Consider the following 17,290-nt stretch of genomic DNA (forward strand, 5'->3'; position numbering starts at 1 on the left):
CCTTTGCGCGGCAGGGCGCGGGTTCGCAGATCGTCATGTCGGCCGGATACGGTCAGTAGCACCGAGCCACGGATGGACGGCGCCGATCGAGCAAGGGCGAGGGTCCGTCGAAATCCGCCGGAAGCCGGACGCAAGCGCGGCCACAAGGGGCGAGACGACATGCGTGGTTCGGGATTTCTCGGACGGTTCAACCTCGTTGGGCCTCTCTTCGATCAGGGCGACGTGTGGCTGGCCACAGATGGTTACCCAGCGGCCGATCCGAGTCGAGCGAGCGATGTCCTTTAGAGCCAACGATAAGCAGACGATTTATCTGGTGAAACCACGTTTTCGGCGAGGATTTGCCGCATTTTGCGGCATGCCTTGATTGCGGGCAGTTTCTGGGTCTGAAGTCACGGGAACAGGTTCGGCCCGAAAGCGAGTCGTGAGATATTTCGCTTCTCCGGTTTCCGAACGCCGCTTCGAGAGATGAAAGTGATGTGGGACGAATGCGGGGTGGACGCGAGCGCATTGCGCTTCGAGGTTGAAGCGCCTCGACGCGTGGGTCTCGTCGCGCTCTCGACCGACGAGACCAGCGAGCGTGACTATGCCCGCGTCTTCTCGGGGACGGGGATCGAACTCGTCGTTAACCGCATCGCCTTCGCCAATCCCGTGACCCATGCGAACCTTCTGGCGATGGCGGAGCGGCTGACGGACGCTGCCTCCGCGATCCTGCCGGCACAGCCGATCGACGTTCTCGCCTTTTCCTGCACCTCCGCATCCGTTCTGATCGGCGATGACGTGGTGGAGGCTGCCCTGAAGGCGGCGAAGCCGGAGGCTCTGGTTGTAACGCCGCCGCTTGCCGTCGCGGCGGGCCTCAGAGCGCTCGGTGCTCGGCGGATCAGCATTCTGACGCCTTACAGCTTCGAGGTCAGCCGGCCGATGGCCACCTATTTCGAAATGAAGGGCTTTTCCGTCGACCGCCTCACCGCGCTCGAGATCGAGGACGATGTCGCGATGGCGCGGCTGAAGCCGGACGTGATCGCGGAGCTTGCCGCAAAGGCGATTTCGGAACATTCGGACGCCCTTTTCATCTCCTGCACTGCACTTCGCTCCCTCGATGTCGTCGACCAGATCGAGGCGGTGATCGGCAAGCCGGTCGTCACCAGCAATCACGCGGCGACCTGGCAGTGCCTGGACCTGCTCAAAATTCGCCCCGGCTCTTTCGCGGCCGGCCAGCTGATGCGGCGGAGGGCCGGTTCCGAAAGTGCCGCAATTCCAGGGATTGCCGCGTCGTGACCATGGTCTCTCTCGGCGACATCGAGGAAGCGGCGGCCCGGATATCCGGCCATGTCCGGCGCACGCCGATGGAGCTTTCGGCGAGCCTTTCTGCAAAGGCTGGGGCGCCCGTTCATCTTAAGCTCGAACACCGGCAGATCACCGGCGCCTTCAAGCTGCGCGGTGCGACGAATGCGGTTCTTCGGCTCGCGGAGAAGTCCCGGCCAGCCGGCGTCTCCTGCGCTTCCACCGGCAATCACGGCCGCGCGCTCGCTTATGCTGCCAAGGCGGCGGGCATCCCGGCCTTCATCTGCATGTCGAAGCTCGTGCCCCGGACCAAGGTGGAGGCGATCGAAGCGCTCGGTGCCGAGGCGCGCATCATCGGCAGGAGCCAGGACGAGGCGCAGCTGGAGGTCGATCGGCTGGTGGCCGAAGAGGGCTTTGCGGACATTCCGCCCTTCGACCATGCCGACATCATAGCCGGCCAGGGCACGATCGGTTTCGAAATCGCGGAGGACTGCCCGGATGCCGGGACCGTCGTGATACCGCTTTCGGGCGGTGGGCTCATCGCGGGAATTGCCCGCGCCGTGAAATCGCGGCTGCCGCACGCTCGGGTTGTCGGCGTTTCGATGGAACGCGGTGCAGCGATGCAGGCGAGCCTTGCAGTCGGCCATCCCGTTGAGGTCGAGGAATTGCCGAGTTTCGCCGACTCCCTGGGCGGCGGCATAGGGCTGAAGAACGCCTATACGTTTCAGATGGTGCGTGATCTCGTCGACGAGGTGATCCTGCTCACTGAGGCCGAGATCGCCGAAGGCATGCGGCACGCCTATTTTCAGGAACGCGAAATCATCGAGGGCGGCGCGGCGGTCGGCATCGGCGCGCTGCTTGCTGGCAGGCTGAAGCCGAACGGCCCGACGGTTCTCCTGCTCTCGGGCCGCAATGTCGACATGCGCCAGCATCGCGCCGTGATCAACGGCGCGAACAGTCTGGAGGAGATCGCCTGATGCCGGACATCCGCATCCTGACCGAGCGCGAGCTCAGGGCCGAGATCGGGCTGGACATCGGCCTTGTCGACGCCGTCGAGGACGCATTTCGGGCGCTCGCAACGGAGCCGGTCGTCATGCCGCCGATTCTGAGGCTCGACATCCACGAGCATCGCGGCGAGATGGACGTGAAGACGGCCTATGTGCCGGGCCTTTACGGCTTCGCCCTGAAGGTCAGCCCCGGTTTCTTCGACAATCCGAAGCTCGGACTTCCAAGCGTCAACGGGCTGATGATGCTCCTGTCCTCCACGACCGGGCTCGTAGAGGCGCTCTTTCTCGACAACGGATACCTGACCGATCTCAGGACAGCCGCCGCCGGCGCTGTCGCGGCAAGAGATCTGGCGCGCGCCGATGCGAAAACCGCCGCGATCCTCGGAGCGGGCGTCCAGGCCGGCCTCCAACTCGAAGCCCTGACGCTGGTGCGGCCGATCGAGCGCGCGGCGCTCTGGGCGCGCGATCCTAAGAAGGCCGTAGCAAAGGCGCGGGTTCTGTCGGATAAACTTGAAATCCCTGTCGATGCCCTGTCTTCAGCACGGGAGGCGGTCGAGGACGCAGACGTGATCGTGACCACGACGCCTTCGAGCACTCCGATCATCGACGCCGAATGGCTCAAGCCCGGCCAGCACGTTACGGCGATGGGCTCAGACGCCGAGCACAAGAACGAGATCGACCCGCAGGCCATCGCTGGCGTCGATCTCTACGTCGCCGACAGCATCGCTCAGACGCGCAGGCTGGGCGAATTGCATCACGCGATCGAAGCCGGCGTCATCCCGAACGATGCGAGCTTCCCGGAACTCGGCGCCGTCATCGCCGGAATCGCACCTGGCCGCCCATCCGACACCGCCGTCACCATCGCGGACTTGACGGGAACCGGCGTTCAGGACACGGCCATCGCAACGCTTGCCCATGCGCGGATCGTGAGTACCGGCGCAGGCACGACCATCCACAACTGACCCCATCTCAGAAAGCGCCGCAGATGCGTGAACCGGACCTTAAATTCTCCCGCGCCGAATATGCCGATCGCCTTTCGAAGACGCGCAAGGCCATGGCTGCGAAGGGCATCGACTGCCTCTACGTCTCCGACCCCTCCAACATGGCCTGGCTGACGGGCTATGACGGCTGGTCTTTCTACGTGCATCAGGGCGTCATCGTCGGGCCGGAGGGTGAGCCGGTCTGGTATGGCCGCAACATGGATGCGAACGGCGCCAAGCGCACCGCCTACCTCGCGCACGACAACATTGTCGGCTATGCGGACCACTACGTTCAGTCCACCGAGCGCCATCCGATGGATTTCCTCGCGACCGTGATCACCGATCGCGGCTGGGGCGAAATGACCATCGGCGTCGAGATGGACAATTACTGGTTCTCGGCCGCCGCCTTCGCCTCGCTCCAGAAGCACCTGCCGAACGCGCGCTTCGTGGATGCGACGGCACTCGTGAACTGGCAGCGGGCCGTGAAGAGCCCCACCGAACTCGACTATATGCGCATCGCCGGCAAGATCGTGACGAAGATGCACGAGCGCATCGCCGAGGTGATCGAGCCCGGCATGCGCAAATGCGATCTTGTTGCCGAGATCTATGATGTCGGGATACGTGGCACCGACGGACATGGCGGTGATTATCCCGCGATCGTGCCGATGCTGCCCTCCGGCCCCGATGCCGTCGCGCCGCATCTCACCTGGGACGACAAGCCGATGAAGGCGGGCGAAGGCACCTTCTTCGAGATCGCCGGCTGCTACAACCGCTATCACACACCGCTGTCGCGCACGGTCTTCCTCGGCAAGCCGCCGCAGACCTTCATCGACGCTGAGAAGGCGACGCTCGAAGGTATGGAAGCCGGCCTCGAAGCGGCAAGGCCCGGCAATACCTGCGAGGACATCGCCAACGCCTATTTCGCGGTTTTGAAGAAGCACGGCATCCATAAGGACAGCCGCACCGGCTATCCGATCGGTCTCTCCTATCCGCCGGACTGGGGCGAGCGCACCATGAGCCTGCGCCCGGGAGACACGACTATTCTCGAACCCGGCATGACCTTCCATTTCATGACCGCGCTCTGGCTCGAAGACATGGGCCTCGAAATCACCGAGAGCCTTGCGATTACCGAGACCGGCTACGAACTGCTCGCAGACGTTCCGCGCAAGCTCGTCGTGAAGGACTGACCGCCATGCTCGCTCCCGATGACCTGCCCCCTTCCGCCGTCTTTTCGACCGTCGATTTCGACAAGGACGGCAAGCAGCACGGCTTCCTGCGCCTGCCCTACAGCCGCGACGAGAGCGCCTGGGGGGCGATCCTGACGCCGATCACGGTCGTGAAGAACGGCGAGGGGCCGACGGCGCTCTTCACCGGCGGCAATCACGGCGACGAATACGAAGGACCGATCGCGCTCTTCGACCTCGCGCGCTCGCTGGAGCCGGAGGCTGTCTCAGGTCGCGTCGTCATCGTGCCGGCGCTGAACTATCCGGCGTTCCGGGCGGGAACGCGGACCTCGCCGATCGACAAGGGCAATCTCAACCGGTCCTTTCCGGGCCGGCCCTACGGCAATCCCACCGAAAAGATCGCTGATTACGTCACGCGGCATCTGCTACCGATGGCCGATCTGGTGCTCGACTTTCATTCCGGCGGCAAGACGCTGGATTTCCTGCCCTTCGCCGCCGCGCACATTCTCGACGACAAGGAGCAGGAGGCCGCCTGCTTCGCGGCGGTCCGCGCCTTCGGCGCCCCCTATTCATTGCGGATGCTGGAGATCGACGCAGTCGGCATGTTCGACACGACGGCGGAGGCGATGGGTAAGACCTTCGTCACCACCGAACTCGGCGGTGGCGGTTCGACGACTGCCTATACCGTCAGCATCGCCAAGCGCGGCGTCTCGAACCTCCTGAAGCATGCCGGGATCATTTCCGGCGAACCGGAAATCGGCCCCACCACCTGGCTCGACATGCCCGACGACCGCTGCTTCACCTTTTCCGAGATCGACGGCATGATCGAGCCGCTCGTCGATCTCGGCGACGAGGTGAGAAAGGGCCAGCCGATCGCGCGCGCCTGGCCGATCGACCGGACGGGCTCCGAGCCCTACGAATTCTGGGCAAAAATGGACGGCTTTCTCGCCGCCCGGCATTTTCCCGGCCTCGTCAGGGCAGGCGACTGCATCGCGGTTCTGGCGGTCACGGACAAGGGCTGAGAACCGAACCGTCCCTCCGGGGTGTGGATGTCCGCGTCATTGAGCGGTGTTCTCTCGCAAAGTGAGGACCGTAGGCGGATGCCGCACAGCATTTCATGGCCGGAGATGACGATCATGCCGGCCTTGGCGTAAAATACTGTTCCACGACCAGAATTTGGTTTCGATGCGTCGATCCGCTCGGAACGCGATTTCTCTATCCGAGTTATCCGAACGCGGAAATAATAACAGCCGCAATCTTTGGCGGAGCGCCGCGTTGCGGCCCATGGCGACCGGTGGCCACCTACGAGCCGCTCCGAATTGGTGACTTCCTATGGCGTCCCCTCGGGCTCCGCTCAAGATCGCATGCGTTGCCTGCCTCGATGCGTCTGTCAGCGTGCACACACAAACCATCCTGCGGGCGGTTTCCTATGCACGCGAGTTCGCGCTGCCCTCGAACGTCTCCGTCACTCTGTTCGACGACAAGGCCAATGGACAACAGGCCGGCATCGCCGCGCGCCAGATCATCGCGTTTGGGCCCGACCGGATCGTGGGGCATTTCGCGTCCGCGGCAGCGAAAGCGGCGATCACCATCTATCGCGAGACACCGATCCCGTTGATCCTGCCGGCGGCGACCCATAGCAGGCTGACGGACGAGCGCTTTGTCTACCGGATATGCTGCAGCGATACGGCCTATTGCGAATGGCTCGCCAAGGCGATCGGCTGCCCTGTCGCGAAAATCGTCAGCGACGGTTCGGTCCACGGTGAAAGCATACGCTCGGGACTTTCGAAAATCCTATCGATCAACAGGCGGAGCGAGATCGAGGTATTTTCCGGTTTCTACGAAGACTCTATCAGTTACGCCGTAAGGTCGAACGCGCGGATCGTCGTTCTCACCGACGATGCCGATGCGAGATCGCTCTACGACGATCTGACGGCAGCCGGGTTCGACTGGTCGATGCGAACCGTCCTTGTCGGTGCGATCCGGGCACGCCTGTATGGCGAGGATGCAGGGCGGATCATGAAGGCGCATACCGAGCGCGAAGGCTTTCCGCCGGGGGCCTATTTCTGGGAGGCTATCGCGGCACTTCAAGCTGCGGCCCGGCCCGAGCTCGCGTGTGGCATATCGATCGATACGGTGCTTGGGCCCATTACGTTCGACGAGCATGGCGAAAGCGGGCTCGCCGATTTCGCGCTCGACGTCGTATCCGGCATTTCGGCGTAAGCATCGAACCTGCGTTGCGCGAAGAGCGCTTCGGGTACTTTCCGCACTAGGTGGACCGTGACGGCCGTCAGACCGCATAAATCGCGCCACGAGATGCACGGCGACAAAGCCGCGCCTGTCGGCGGCGTTTCCATTCATCAAAGACGCAGAGAACCAAACGCGACCTTGGGCGGAACGGATGTGAACCAGCAAGACCGCGAGACCGCCCAGCTGTCGGAATTCGGCTCCGCTCTTTCGCGAAAGAGTGTCATTCAGAGCATTGCCGAAAAGATCGCGGCCCTGATCTCCTCCGGCGATTTGTTCATAGGCAACGAACTGCCGAGCGAACGGGATATGGCTCAGGCCTGGCAGGTCAGCGGGAGTCGGTGCGCGGCGGCATCCAGATTTGATAGCACCGCGGTCTCCTCGCCGTGACCCACGGGGCGAGAACGAGCGTCATCTCCGATCATGCCGCTCAGGAGGGCGAGCTGATCACCAATGCGCAGATCAACGCCTACGATATTAAGGCTATTGACGCGGCGCGCCATCTTCGATGCGCTGAAAGCCGAAGACGGCGATGCCGCCGTGGCGGCCTTCGAGCGGCACATCGAACGGATCTAGGAGACGACGCTGCAGATCCTGTGAGCTATGACGGCAAGCGCATTGCAGACATAAGCGGGCGATGTCTGAGTGTTGCGCGTTTCTGTCCCAATCGACTGCCTGCAAATGAGTGGTCTCGGTGGCAACGGTGAAATCGGGCGTGCAGCGGATGGGTGCGTCGGCTAAAAGCTGCTCAGATCAGGAATTCGCCGCGGCGATGGACGGGTTCGCCCATGGAGATGACGCCGCAGGCGTAATCATCGCCATCATCCGCCGCCGAAGCGAGACCGTAGACGCGGATATCCTTGATCGGCAGGCCTTCCTTGGCTTCTTCGAGAAGCCTGGAGGCCGCGCCTTCGATGGCGTTGCGGGCATCGGCGAGCTTCGCCGCCAGAATTCCCACGCTTGCATCGTCGCGCAAGGTTTCCGCTTTTGCGGCTTCGATCAGGCTGGCGGCTTCCCGGATCACGTGCTCCACGGCCTCGACGGCCGTTTCGCCCAGCGGCGTTTCAAGTGCGGTCTGGCGGGCACTGATGCGTTTTGCGGTCTCGATCATCACTTCCCTCATCCCTCTCGTCCCGACTGAAAAGGCCGTAGTCGAAGGTGGCTCAAGAAATACGACACCATCAATTACTTATCACATTTCCGAGATAGCGCAAGGGCCGCGGTCTAATTAAGTCATTAATTTCAAACCGTTAGCCAGCCACGGCTATGCGGTTGATGCGTCAGAATATTGCGTGATCGCCGCGCTCGGCATGGGCCGTGCCCTCGGCCAGTTGGCGATAAAAATCGAAGAGCGTCTCTGTTCCGGTCTCCGGCGTGAGGTCTGCGTCATATTCGCCGCTCGCTGGATCGAGCACCAGCATGGACTGGGTGGCGTAGTAATGGCCGATCCTCGCGAGCTCGGCTTTTTCCGCCAGACGTGGACTGAAACGCCCGAGAAACCCAAGACCACCAGCGATCGTCGAAAGGAAGCGTGCCGGGACACGTTTGAAGGCGGGTTCTCGGCCGAGAATGCGGAAAAGCGCCTCTCCCTGCTCCTTCGGAGTGATCGCAGGTCCGGGACCGCCGATGGGAAGAATTCTGTTTTGAAGATCTTCCTCGTCGAGGCAACGGGCAATGAAACGCGCAAGATCGCCGTCGCTGATCGGTTTGCAGGCCGTGAGCTGCCCGTCGCCGAACATCAGATAGGGCTTTCCCGCCCGCACTCGTTCCATCTGGCCCGACAGCGATTTGAAGAACGCCGTCGGGCGGACGATGGACCAGATGAGCCCGGATTCGATCAACTCCGTCTCGAAGGCAAGTTTTGCGTTCTGGAAGGCAAGGAGCGGTTTCTGGACGCAGATCGCGGAAAGGAGCACGACCTGCCCGATGCCGGCTGCCTGCGCGATCTTCAGGGCATCCGAATTGGCCTGATAGTCGATCGCCCAGGCATCCGCAGGTGCTCCTGTTCGGGATGCGAGGCAGGTGACCATCACATCGAAAGCTTCGCCCCGGATTGCGTCTTCAGCGATGGAGGCCGGGTTGGTTACGTCGCCGAAGCGCAGCTCTGCTCCCACCAGGCGTCTGGCTGTTTCGTCCGGTGCCGACCTGCCGCCGACGCCGGCTCGTCTTCGCACCAGGCAGACGACCTCATGGCCGCGTTCGATAAGGGCGTGAGCCGTTGCGCGGCCAATCGTGCCCGTCGCACCAAGCAGAAGAACACGCTTTGCTGTTGGTGAGTCTGATGATTGGCGGCTCTGCATCGCAGGAGCATGGTACAGAGCGCGCCGATTTGAAAGGAGCTGTGTTTAGGCGACGCTCAGTCGAAATGGCAAATCGGCGGGCGCGGATTGCCTTTTTGCGTGACGCTGGTTCCCTCGAACCACCCGCCCCCAATTGCCATCATCTGTACCTCAATGCCGATCCAGGCATTGGTAATCTTTCCGTTTGTGCGCTTTTTTGCTTGTTCCAGGAAATGATAGCTTGGGCCCTCGCCACTGCCGCAGTCGGCGTCGGGAGCATCGGCACGAATGAGGGGGCCGAAATGCTGATCGCGAAGCTTCTGGGAGCGGCGAATGTCATCGATCTCCGGCACATCGGCGCAATCGCCTGTCAGGATCTGGAAGTTGGGAGGCGTTCTCAGGATATCATCGCTGTAAAAGGCAAGATCGCCACTACGAAGGTTTTCCGCGATAAAGCGCAAATATTCTGAATTTGCTTTTTCTGCGCTCCAGCCTCGTGTTTCCTGCACGCGATCCATGAGCGGCGAACCACCGAGGAAGCAACCGGTTTCGTTGAATTCGCTATATACATCCATGGGAGTAGTCAGCGCCTTCACCTCCGGATCGTCGATACGGATCTCGCTTCTCACTTCCGGCGGCCGGATGCGGCACAAAGCGGGCGGAAGGACAATCCAGCCGCCGGTTCTCACAGTCTCGTCGTCGCCATCGGCTTTTGAGAGCAATGCCTCGATCGCATCGTCGGAAAACCCGGCGTCTCGCGCAAGCAGTCGTGTCGACGGCCCGACAGCACAGCCTTGATTTGCGAAGAATTCGACAAGGGTTTCGCCCTTTGCCGCGTTCGCGGCGTCGGCTCCTAAAATCCAAAGAGAAGCGGCAAGGACTGCGATCCAGGTTTTCATTATGTGCCTTTTGATAATAGCAGGACCTGTCGAGATATTGCCGCTCGGTCGATCGTCCATGCTGGCGCATTACAACGCACACGCTTGCGCGATCGAATGCTGACGTCCCAAGCTTCTTCGATTTGGCTGGATACGATTTCCACCAATCCGGCCTTCTGCAGAAATGCCGTTCAACGAAGTTCGCGCTCGCGAGCACGGCAGAGCGGATGTGCTCTTTCAGTTTCTCGAGTTCGAAGTTGCGGGGAGTGTGCGAATACCGTGTCACCGATCGCCCGGCTTGCTAAATGGTGCCAGACTGCGTGTCTTCACACTCCGCAATGACTTGACCGCTGGCCAGTCGATGAAGGTGGCAATTGTTGACATAAACATATCTTTATGTGATTTCGCGGGCAGCTGACGAAAAGGGATCAATCCATGTCCGACACGACCGATAAGCTCTTCGGACCGATGACCGAAGGCCGGAATCCAGCGGAGACCCTGGAGGCCCTGAAGAAGGCCGTCTCGGAGCGCATTCTGGTGCTCGACGGTGCGATGGGAACCGAGATCCAGCTTCTGGGGCTCGGCGAAGAGGACTTTCGCGGCCACCGCTTCGGCAATTGCGAATGCCATCTGCAGGGCAATAACGACCTCCTGAACCTCACCCAACCCAAGCAGATCGAGGAAATCCACTTCAACTACGCCATGGCTGGCGCGGATATCCTTGAGACCAACACGTTCTCATCCACCTCCATCGCCCAGGCCGACTACACGATGGAGGATCAGGTCTACGAGCTGAACCGCGACGGCGCGCGGCTTGCCCGCAGAGCCTGCCTGCGCGCGGAAGACAAGGACGGCAAGCGCCGCTTCGTCGCCGGCGCGCTCGGGCCGACGAACCGCACCGCCTCGATCTCGCCGGACGTGAACAATCCGGGCTTCCGTGCCACCAGCTTCGACGAACTGCGCGAGGCCTATGGCGAACAGCTGCGCGGGCTGATGGACGGCGGCATCGATCTCGTCCTCATCGAGACGATCTTCGATACGCTCAACGCGAAGGCGGCGATCTTCGCCTGCGAGGAGATCTTCGCCAAGAAGGGCGTGACCCTGCCGATCATGATTTCGGGCACGATCACCGATCTGTCGGGCCGCACGCTGTCTGGCCAGACGCCGACCGGCTTCTGGCATTCGGTGCGCCATGCCAAGCCCTTCACCATTGGCCTCAACTGCGCCCTCGGCGCGGAGGCGATGAAGGACCATCTCGCCGAGATTTCCGGTGTCGCGGACACTTTCGTCTGCGCCTATCCGAATGCGGGTCTGCCCAACGAATTCGGCGAATACGACCAGAGCCCCGAGGCGATGGGTGCCGAGGTGGAGAAGTTCGCCAAGGACGGTCTCGTCAACATCGTCGGCGGCTGCTGCGGTTCGACGCCCGATCATATCGCGGCCGTCGCCAAGGCCGTCGCGAAACACGCACCGCGTAGGGTGCCTGAGAAGAAGCCGCTGATGCGGCTTTCGGGCCTCGAGCCCTTCACGCTGACGGAAGAGATTCCGTTCGTGAACGTCGGCGAGCGGACGAACGTCACTGGCTCGGCCCGCTTCCGCAAGCTGATCAAGGAAAACGATTACCCGACGGCGCTCGAAGTCGCCCGCCAACAGGTGGAGAACGGCGCGCAGGTGATCGACGTCAACATGGACGAGGGCCTCCTCGACTCCGAGCAGGCGATGGTCGACTACCTGAACCTCATCGCGTCCGAGCCCGACATCGCTCGGGTGCCGGTGATGATCGACTCATCCAAGTTCGAGGTGATCGAGGCCGGGCTGAAATGCGTCCAGGGCAAGGGGATCGTCAACTCGATTTCCATGAAGGAGGGCGAAGATAGCTTCCGCAAGCAGGCGCGTCTCGTGCGCGACTACGGTGCGGCGGTCGTCGTCATGGCCTTCGATGAGAAGGGCCAGGCCGACACCAAGCAACGCAAGGTCGAGATCTGCGAGCGGGCCTACAGGATCCTGACCGAGGAAGTGGGTTTCCCACCCGAAGACATCATCTTCGATCCGAATATCTTCGCGGTCGCGACGGGCATCGATGAGCATGACAATTACGGTGTCGACTTCATCGAGGCGACCCGTGAAATCCGTGAGAAGATGCCGCTCGTCCATATCTCGGGCGGCGTCTCGAATCTTTCCTTCTCGTTCCGTGGCAACGAGCCGGTGCGCGAGGCGATGCACGCGGTGTTCCTCTATCACGCCATTCAGGCGGGGATGGACATGGGCATCGTCAATGCAGGCCAGCTGATCGTCTACGACGCGATCGACGACGAGCTGCGCGAGGCCTGCGAGGATGTGATCCTCAACCGCAAGCCGAAGAACGGCGAGAGCGCGACCGAGAACCTTCTGGAGATCGCCGAGCGCTACAAGGGGCAGGGCGGTTCGAAGGGTAAGGAAAAGGACCTTTCCTGGCGCGAAAAGCCGGTGAACGAGCGTTTGTCCCATTCCCTCGTCAACGGCATCACCGAGTTCATCGAAGAGGACACCGAGGAAGCAAGGCAGCAGGCCGCGCGTCCATTGCACGTCATCGAAGGTCCGCTGATGGACGGCATGAACATCGTCGGCGACCTCTTCGGGGCCGGCAAGATGTTCCTGCCGCAGGTGGTGAAGTCTGCCCGCGTGATGAAGCAGGCGGTCGCCTATCTCAATCCGTATATGGAAGCGGAAAAGAGCGAGGAACAGGAAGCCAAGGGTAAGATCCTGATGGCGACCGTGAAGGGCGACGTCCACGATATCGGCAAGAACATCGTCGGCGTCGTTCTCGCCTGTAACAATTACGAGGTCATCGACCTCGGCGTCATGGTGCCGGCGGCGAAGATTCTGGAAGAGGCCAAGAAGAACAAGGTCGACATCATCGGCCTTTCGGGCCTCATTACCCCCTCGCTCGACGAGATGGTGAACGTCGCCTCGGAGCTTGAGAAGGAGGGCTTCGACGTGCCGCTCCTCATCGGCGGTGCGACGACCAGCCGTGTCCATACGGCCGTGAAGATCCATCCTGCCTACAAGAGAGGGCAGGCGATCCATGTGAACGACGCCTCGCGCGCCGTCGGTGTCGTCTCCGGTCTTCTCTCCAAGGAGACGCGGGGGAAGGCGATCGAGAAGGTGCGGACCGAATATGCCGAGGTCGCCGAGAAGCACGAGCGCTCCGAACGCGACAAAAAGCGCCTGACGCTCGCCGATGCGCGCGCCAACGCCATGAAGATCGACTGGAGCGGTTACGCGCCAAAACAGCCGAGTTTCACCGGCATAAAGGTCTTCGAGGAGTGGGATCTCGAAGATCTCGCCAAAACCTTCGACTGGACGCCGTTCTTCCAGTCCTGGGAGCTGAAGGGCCGCTATCCGGCGATCCTCGACGACGAGAAGCAGGGCGAGACGGCGCGCTCGCTGTTCTCCGACGCCCAGCAGATGCTGAAGAAGATCATCGACGAGAAGTGGTTCACGCCGAAGGCCGTCATCGGCTTCTGGCCGGCCAATGCCGTCGGTGACGACATCAGGCTCTTCAAAGATGAGGAGCGGACGGACGAGCTCCAGACCTTCTTCACCCTCCGCCAGCAGCTGACGCGGCGTGGTGATCGGCCGAACATCGCGCTCGCGGACTTCGTCGCCCCGAAGGACAGCGGCGTGAAGGACTATGTCGGCGGCTTCTGCGTGACGGCGGGGCTGGAAGAGGCGGAAATCTCCAAGCGCTTCGAGAATCAGAACGACGACTATAACTCGATCCTCGTGAAGGCGCTGGCCGACCGCTTCGCCGAAGCTTTCGCCGAGCGCATGCACGAGCGCGTGCGCAAGGAGTTCTGGGGCTATGCGGCCGACGAAGAACTTTCGAACGAAGACCTGATCGGCGAGAAATATGCGGGCATCCGGCCCGCGCCCGGCTATCCGGCCCAGCCGGACCACACCGAGAAGGAAACGCTGTTCGAGCTCCTGGACGCGAAGGAGAAGATCGGTGTCGAGCTGACCGAAAGCTTCGCCATGTGGCCGAGTTCGTCGGTGTCCGGTCTCTATATCGGCCATCCGGAATCGCACTATTTCGGCGTCGCCAAGGTCGAGCGGGATCAGGTGGCTGATTACGCCGAGCGCAAGGGCATGCCTGTGGAGGAGACCGAGCGCTGGCTCGGACCGATCCTCAACTACACGCCCAAGCCGAAGGCGAGCGACGAGAACGTGACCCAGGAAGCCGCCGAATAGGCGGTTTCCATCCGGCCTCGACTGGTCTAGTCGGGCGCTAACTGAGCACTTACGGCGGAGACTGACCTGTGGCGAGCGCGAATACGGCGGACATCGATCCACGCGAGATCATCGCGGCCGTAAGGGCCGGCATGGATGCGATTACCGGCCTCAAGGCAAAGGTCGACGTCGAGTATAAGGAGGACGATTCTCCCGTGACCGTCGCGGACCGCGCGGCGGAAAAGGCGATCACCTCCCATCTCGAAGCCCGCTATCAGGTGCCGATCGTTGCCGAGGAACGGTTTTCCGAAGGCCGCATGCCGGAGGTCGGTGCGGTCTTCTTCCTCGTCGACCCGCTCGACGGCACGAAGAGCTATATCGCCGGAAAGCCGGACTACACGGTCAATATCGCCGTCATCGAGAACGGTGTGCCGGTGTTCGGCTGCGTCGGCATTCCAGAGACGGGCGCCGTCTATTATGGTGGGCTTGGGCTGGAGCCGACGCTCGAACAGGACGGCAAGGCGGTGAAGCTCGGTGTGCGCGAGGCCGGCGAGACACTCGATGTCGTCGCGAGCCGAAATCACCTCAGCCAGGAAACGAAGGACTATCTCGACGGCCTTCCGGTTGCCGAGATGAAGTCGATCGGCTCTTCGCTGAAGATCTGCATGGTCGCGGAAGGCAAGGCCGATCTCTATCCGCGCTTCGGCAGGACGATGCAGTGGGATACGGCGGCGGGCGATGCGGTGCTCCGCGCGGCCGGCGGGCGCGTGGTGACCGTGACGGGTGAGCCGCTTTTCTATGGTCGGACGCACAAGCCGGGCGAGGACATCTACGCCAACGGCTTCTTCATCGCGCTCGGCGATCCGAAACTTCTCGAACGGGACGGCGTCATCGCGAAGACCTGACCGCCCTCGGTGTGAGAGCTTCAAGGCAACCCCGGGTGCTTCGGCACCAATTGCGCCAAGGTGCGGCGGGGTCGGTGCATACCCACATAAAATCGCGGTAAGCCCGTTTCATCAGCACGCAGAACTCTCTAGTCTCCTGTGCCATGACCGAATTGAAGCATCCGCTCGGAGATATGCCCCAGCCGCTCGACGCCCGTTCGCGCGAGATCTTCAAGCTCATCGTCGAAAGCTATCTCGATCAGGGAGAGCCCGTCGGCTCGCGCATGCTCTCGAAACTGCTGACGACCTCGCTCTCGCCTGCTTCGGTCCGCAACGTGATGAGCGATCTGGAATCGCTCGGCCTCATCTATTCCCCCCATATCAGCGCAGGGCGGATGCCGACCGAACTCGGCCTGCGGTTCTTCGTCGACGCATTTCTGGAGGTTGGCGATCTCGCCTCTTCGGAGCGTGAGGAGATCGAGGAGAAGGTGCGCCTCGCGGGCGATGGTCGGCCCTTCGATTCACTGCTGACCGAGGCGAGCCAGCTTCTCTCCGGCCTGTCGCGCGGGGCCGGCATCGTTCTGACGCCGACTTCCGACCTGCGGCTGAAGCATATCGAATTCATCCGCCTGGAGCCGACAAAGGCGCTTGCGGTGCTGGTCGGTGTCAACGGCGAGGTGGAGAACCGCCTGTTCGAACTGCCGGCGGGCGTGACCCATTCGCAGCTGACCGAGGCCGGCAACTTCCTCAACGCCCATGTCGCGGGCCGGACCCTCACCGAGGCACGGGCGCGGATCGACCAGCTCAAGACCGAGACGAACGCGGCGCTCGATGTCCTGTCACAGCAGCTCGTGGAGCAGGGGCTTGCTGTATGGTCCGGCGCAGGCGGCGACCAGCCTTCGCGTCTCATCGTGCGCGGCCGGGCGAACCTTCTTGAGAACGTCACGGCAGCCGATGATCTCGAACGGCTTCGCCTGCTTTTCGATGATCTGGAAACCAAGAGCGGAATGATCGAATTGCTCGGACTTGCCGAGAAGGGTGATGGCGTCCGCATCTTCATCGGCAAGGAGAACAATCTCTTTTCGCTCTCAGGTTCTTCGCTCGTCGTGGCGCCTTACGAGAAGGATGCAACCGCAGGTGGACGCGAGCGGGTGATCGGCGCGGTCGGCGTCATCGGGCCGACGCGGCTTAACTATCGGCGTATCGTGCCGATGGTCGACTATACCGCGCGTCTGGTCTCCCGGCTCCTGTCGCGGGCCTGAGCGAAGATCGATCGAGACGCGCCGTAAGGCTTGATTTTCCGGCGCGTCAATTCGATATGCGCGGTCGAGATACTGACATTTTCCGATGATCCGCGCCGCGGTCCGCCAAGTCCGGATCGGACCGGTGTGGCGTGATCGGAACGAGACAAGACCCACGAAGGACCAGTCGACGTATGATGAGCGATACCGGCAGAAGCGAATTCGCCAATCTGGAAAACGAAGACGACGAGACGCTCGCTTTCGAAGATGCCGAGGCAACCGAAGAGAGCGACGGCGTTGGCGAGCGCTACGAGGCGCGCATCATCGAGCTCGAAACGGAGAACGCCGACGTGAAGGATCGCATGCTTCGGCTCGCCGCCGACATGGAAAATCTGCGTCGCCGCACCGAGCGCGAGGTCAAGGATGCCCGCAGTTATGCGGTCACCAACTTCGCGCGCGACATGCTCTCGGTCGCCGACAATCTGCGCCGTGCGGTCGATGCGGTTCCCGAAGAGGCGCGGGCCAGCGGCGAGAACGGGCTGACGGCCTTGATCGAGGGTGTCGAGATGACCGAGCGCGGGCTGCAGGCCTCGCTCGAAAAGCACGGCGTCAAGAAACTCGATCCGGAAGGCCAGAAGTTCGACCCGAACTTCCACCAGGCGATGTTCGAGGTGCCGAATCCCGACGTTCCCAACAATACCGTGGTTCAGGTCGTGCAGGCTGGCTACGCCATCGGCGAGCGCGTGCTTCGGCCGGCTATGGTTGGCGTTGCCAAGGGCGGCCCGAAACAGTCCGCGCAGAAGCCGAACGAGCCGGCGATGGGCCATGACGAGACGACCGAGCAGACCACCGGCCAGGCGAGCGAACCCGGCAGCTCGCTGTAGTTTGTCTGGCCTTTCTGCAAATGAGGCATTGCATTCTCAAAGACTTCTGACAGCCGAGCGAATTCTCTTGTTGAGGGAATAACCTGAGCAACCGGCCCCTCATCTAAGGTCGCCGGTGTGGGCAGGGTGTAGCGCCCACGGCGATGCGAAAGAAAGCGGAAGCGGTGGTGGCGAGCCGTAGAGAAACTCTCGCGGGACGCTGCCACCACACTCCGG

At 62.1% G+C, this 17,290-nt stretch carries 14 protein-coding genes; 11 read left to right on the top strand and 3 right to left on the bottom strand.

What is annotated here, in order from left to right; all coding sequences use genetic code 11:
* Window positions 1-465: 465 nt before the first annotated feature.
* From ABRA89_RS00790 to ABRA89_RS00820, 7 genes are all read left to right on the top strand, one after another.
* Window positions 466-1,275, top strand: coding sequence for an aspartate racemase/maleate isomerase family protein (locus ABRA89_RS00790; protein WP_349939546.1), 810 nt, complete (start codon window positions 466-468; stop codon window positions 1,273-1,275).
* Window positions 1,276-1,277: 2 nt separating this feature from the next.
* Window positions 1,278-2,258: a hydroxyectoine utilization dehydratase EutB gene (eutB, locus tag ABRA89_RS00795; protein ID WP_349939958.1), complete on the top strand. Its 981-nt coding sequence runs from the start codon at window positions 1,278-1,280 to the stop codon at window positions 2,256-2,258.
* Window positions 2,258-3,250, top strand: coding sequence for an ectoine utilization protein EutC (gene eutC / locus ABRA89_RS00800; protein ID WP_349939547.1), 993 nt, complete (start codon window positions 2,258-2,260; stop codon window positions 3,248-3,250). Before eutB ends, eutC begins: the two co-directional genes overlap by 1 nt.
* Before the next feature lie 23 nt (window positions 3,251-3,273).
* The gene (doeA, locus tag ABRA89_RS00805; protein ID WP_349939548.1) at window positions 3,274-4,455 is read left to right on the top strand and encodes an ectoine hydrolase DoeA; all 1,182 of its coding nucleotides are present in this window, start codon (window positions 3,274-3,276) and stop codon (window positions 4,453-4,455) included.
* A gap of 5 nt (window positions 4,456-4,460) precedes the next feature.
* The gene (doeB, locus tag ABRA89_RS00810; RefSeq protein ID WP_349939549.1) at window positions 4,461-5,474 is read left to right on the top strand and encodes a N(2)-acetyl-L-2,4-diaminobutanoate deacetylase DoeB; all 1,014 of its coding nucleotides are present in this window, start codon (window positions 4,461-4,463) and stop codon (window positions 5,472-5,474) included.
* A gap of 373 nt (window positions 5,475-5,847) precedes the next feature.
* Window positions 5,848-6,675: a type 1 periplasmic-binding domain-containing protein gene (locus tag ABRA89_RS00815; RefSeq protein WP_349939550.1), complete on the top strand. Its 828-nt coding sequence runs from the start codon at window positions 5,848-5,850 to the stop codon at window positions 6,673-6,675.
* Between the two features lie 180 nt (window positions 6,676-6,855).
* The gene (locus tag ABRA89_RS00820) at window positions 6,856-7,089 is read left to right on the top strand and encodes a hypothetical protein (protein ID WP_349939551.1); all 234 of its coding nucleotides are present in this window, start codon (window positions 6,856-6,858) and stop codon (window positions 7,087-7,089) included.
* 358 nt (window positions 7,090-7,447) lie between these two features.
* Here ABRA89_RS00820 and ABRA89_RS00825 read toward each other — a convergent pair whose 3' ends face one another.
* The 3 genes from ABRA89_RS00825 to ABRA89_RS00835 all read right to left on the bottom strand — a co-directional run bounded on the left by ABRA89_RS00825 (window position 7,448) and on the right by ABRA89_RS00835 (window position 9,937).
* Window positions 7,448-7,810 carry a hypothetical protein gene (locus tag ABRA89_RS00825; RefSeq protein WP_349939552.1) on the bottom strand — a complete coding sequence of 121 codons (363 nt, stop codon included), beginning with the start codon at window positions 7,808-7,810 and terminating at the stop codon, window positions 7,448-7,450.
* Window positions 7,811-7,979: 169 nt separating this feature from the next.
* Window positions 7,980-8,999 (bottom strand): NAD(P)H-binding protein, encoded by a 1,020-nt coding sequence (locus tag ABRA89_RS00830; protein ID WP_463671228.1) that lies wholly within the window; start codon window positions 8,997-8,999, stop codon window positions 7,980-7,982.
* A 56-nt stretch (window positions 9,000-9,055) separates the two neighbouring features.
* A complete protein-coding gene (locus tag ABRA89_RS00835; protein ID WP_349939553.1) occupies window positions 9,056-9,937 on the bottom strand; it encodes a hypothetical protein in 882 nt (293 codons plus the stop codon).
* Window positions 9,938-10,291: 354 nt separating this feature from the next.
* Here ABRA89_RS00835 and metH point away from each other — a divergent pair, with 354 nt between their 5' ends.
* The 4 genes from metH (at window position 10,292) to grpE (ending at window position 17,074) form a co-directional block, all read left to right on the top strand.
* A complete protein-coding gene (gene metH, locus ABRA89_RS00840) occupies window positions 10,292-14,086 on the top strand; it encodes a methionine synthase (RefSeq protein ID WP_349939554.1) in 3,795 nt (1,264 codons plus the stop codon).
* A 68-nt stretch (window positions 14,087-14,154) separates the two neighbouring features.
* Window positions 14,155-14,970, top strand: a complete 816-nt coding sequence (cysQ, locus tag ABRA89_RS00845; protein ID WP_349939555.1) for a 3'(2'),5'-bisphosphate nucleotidase CysQ — start codon at window positions 14,155-14,157, stop codon at window positions 14,968-14,970.
* 143 nt (window positions 14,971-15,113) lie between these two features.
* Entirely contained in the window at window positions 15,114-16,211 is a 1,098-nt protein-coding gene (gene hrcA / locus ABRA89_RS00850; RefSeq protein WP_349939556.1) for a heat-inducible transcriptional repressor HrcA, read from the top strand.
* Window positions 16,212-16,387: 176 nt separating this feature from the next.
* The gene (gene grpE / locus ABRA89_RS00855) at window positions 16,388-17,074 is read left to right on the top strand and encodes a nucleotide exchange factor GrpE (RefSeq protein ID WP_463671241.1); all 687 of its coding nucleotides are present in this window, start codon (window positions 16,388-16,390) and stop codon (window positions 17,072-17,074) included.
* Window positions 17,075-17,290: the final 216 nt, after the last annotated feature.

This window comes from Fulvimarina thalattae, assembly GCF_040239565.1.
In the GTDB taxonomy this organism is placed as follows: Bacteria; Pseudomonadota; Alphaproteobacteria; order Rhizobiales; family Rhizobiaceae; genus Fulvimarina.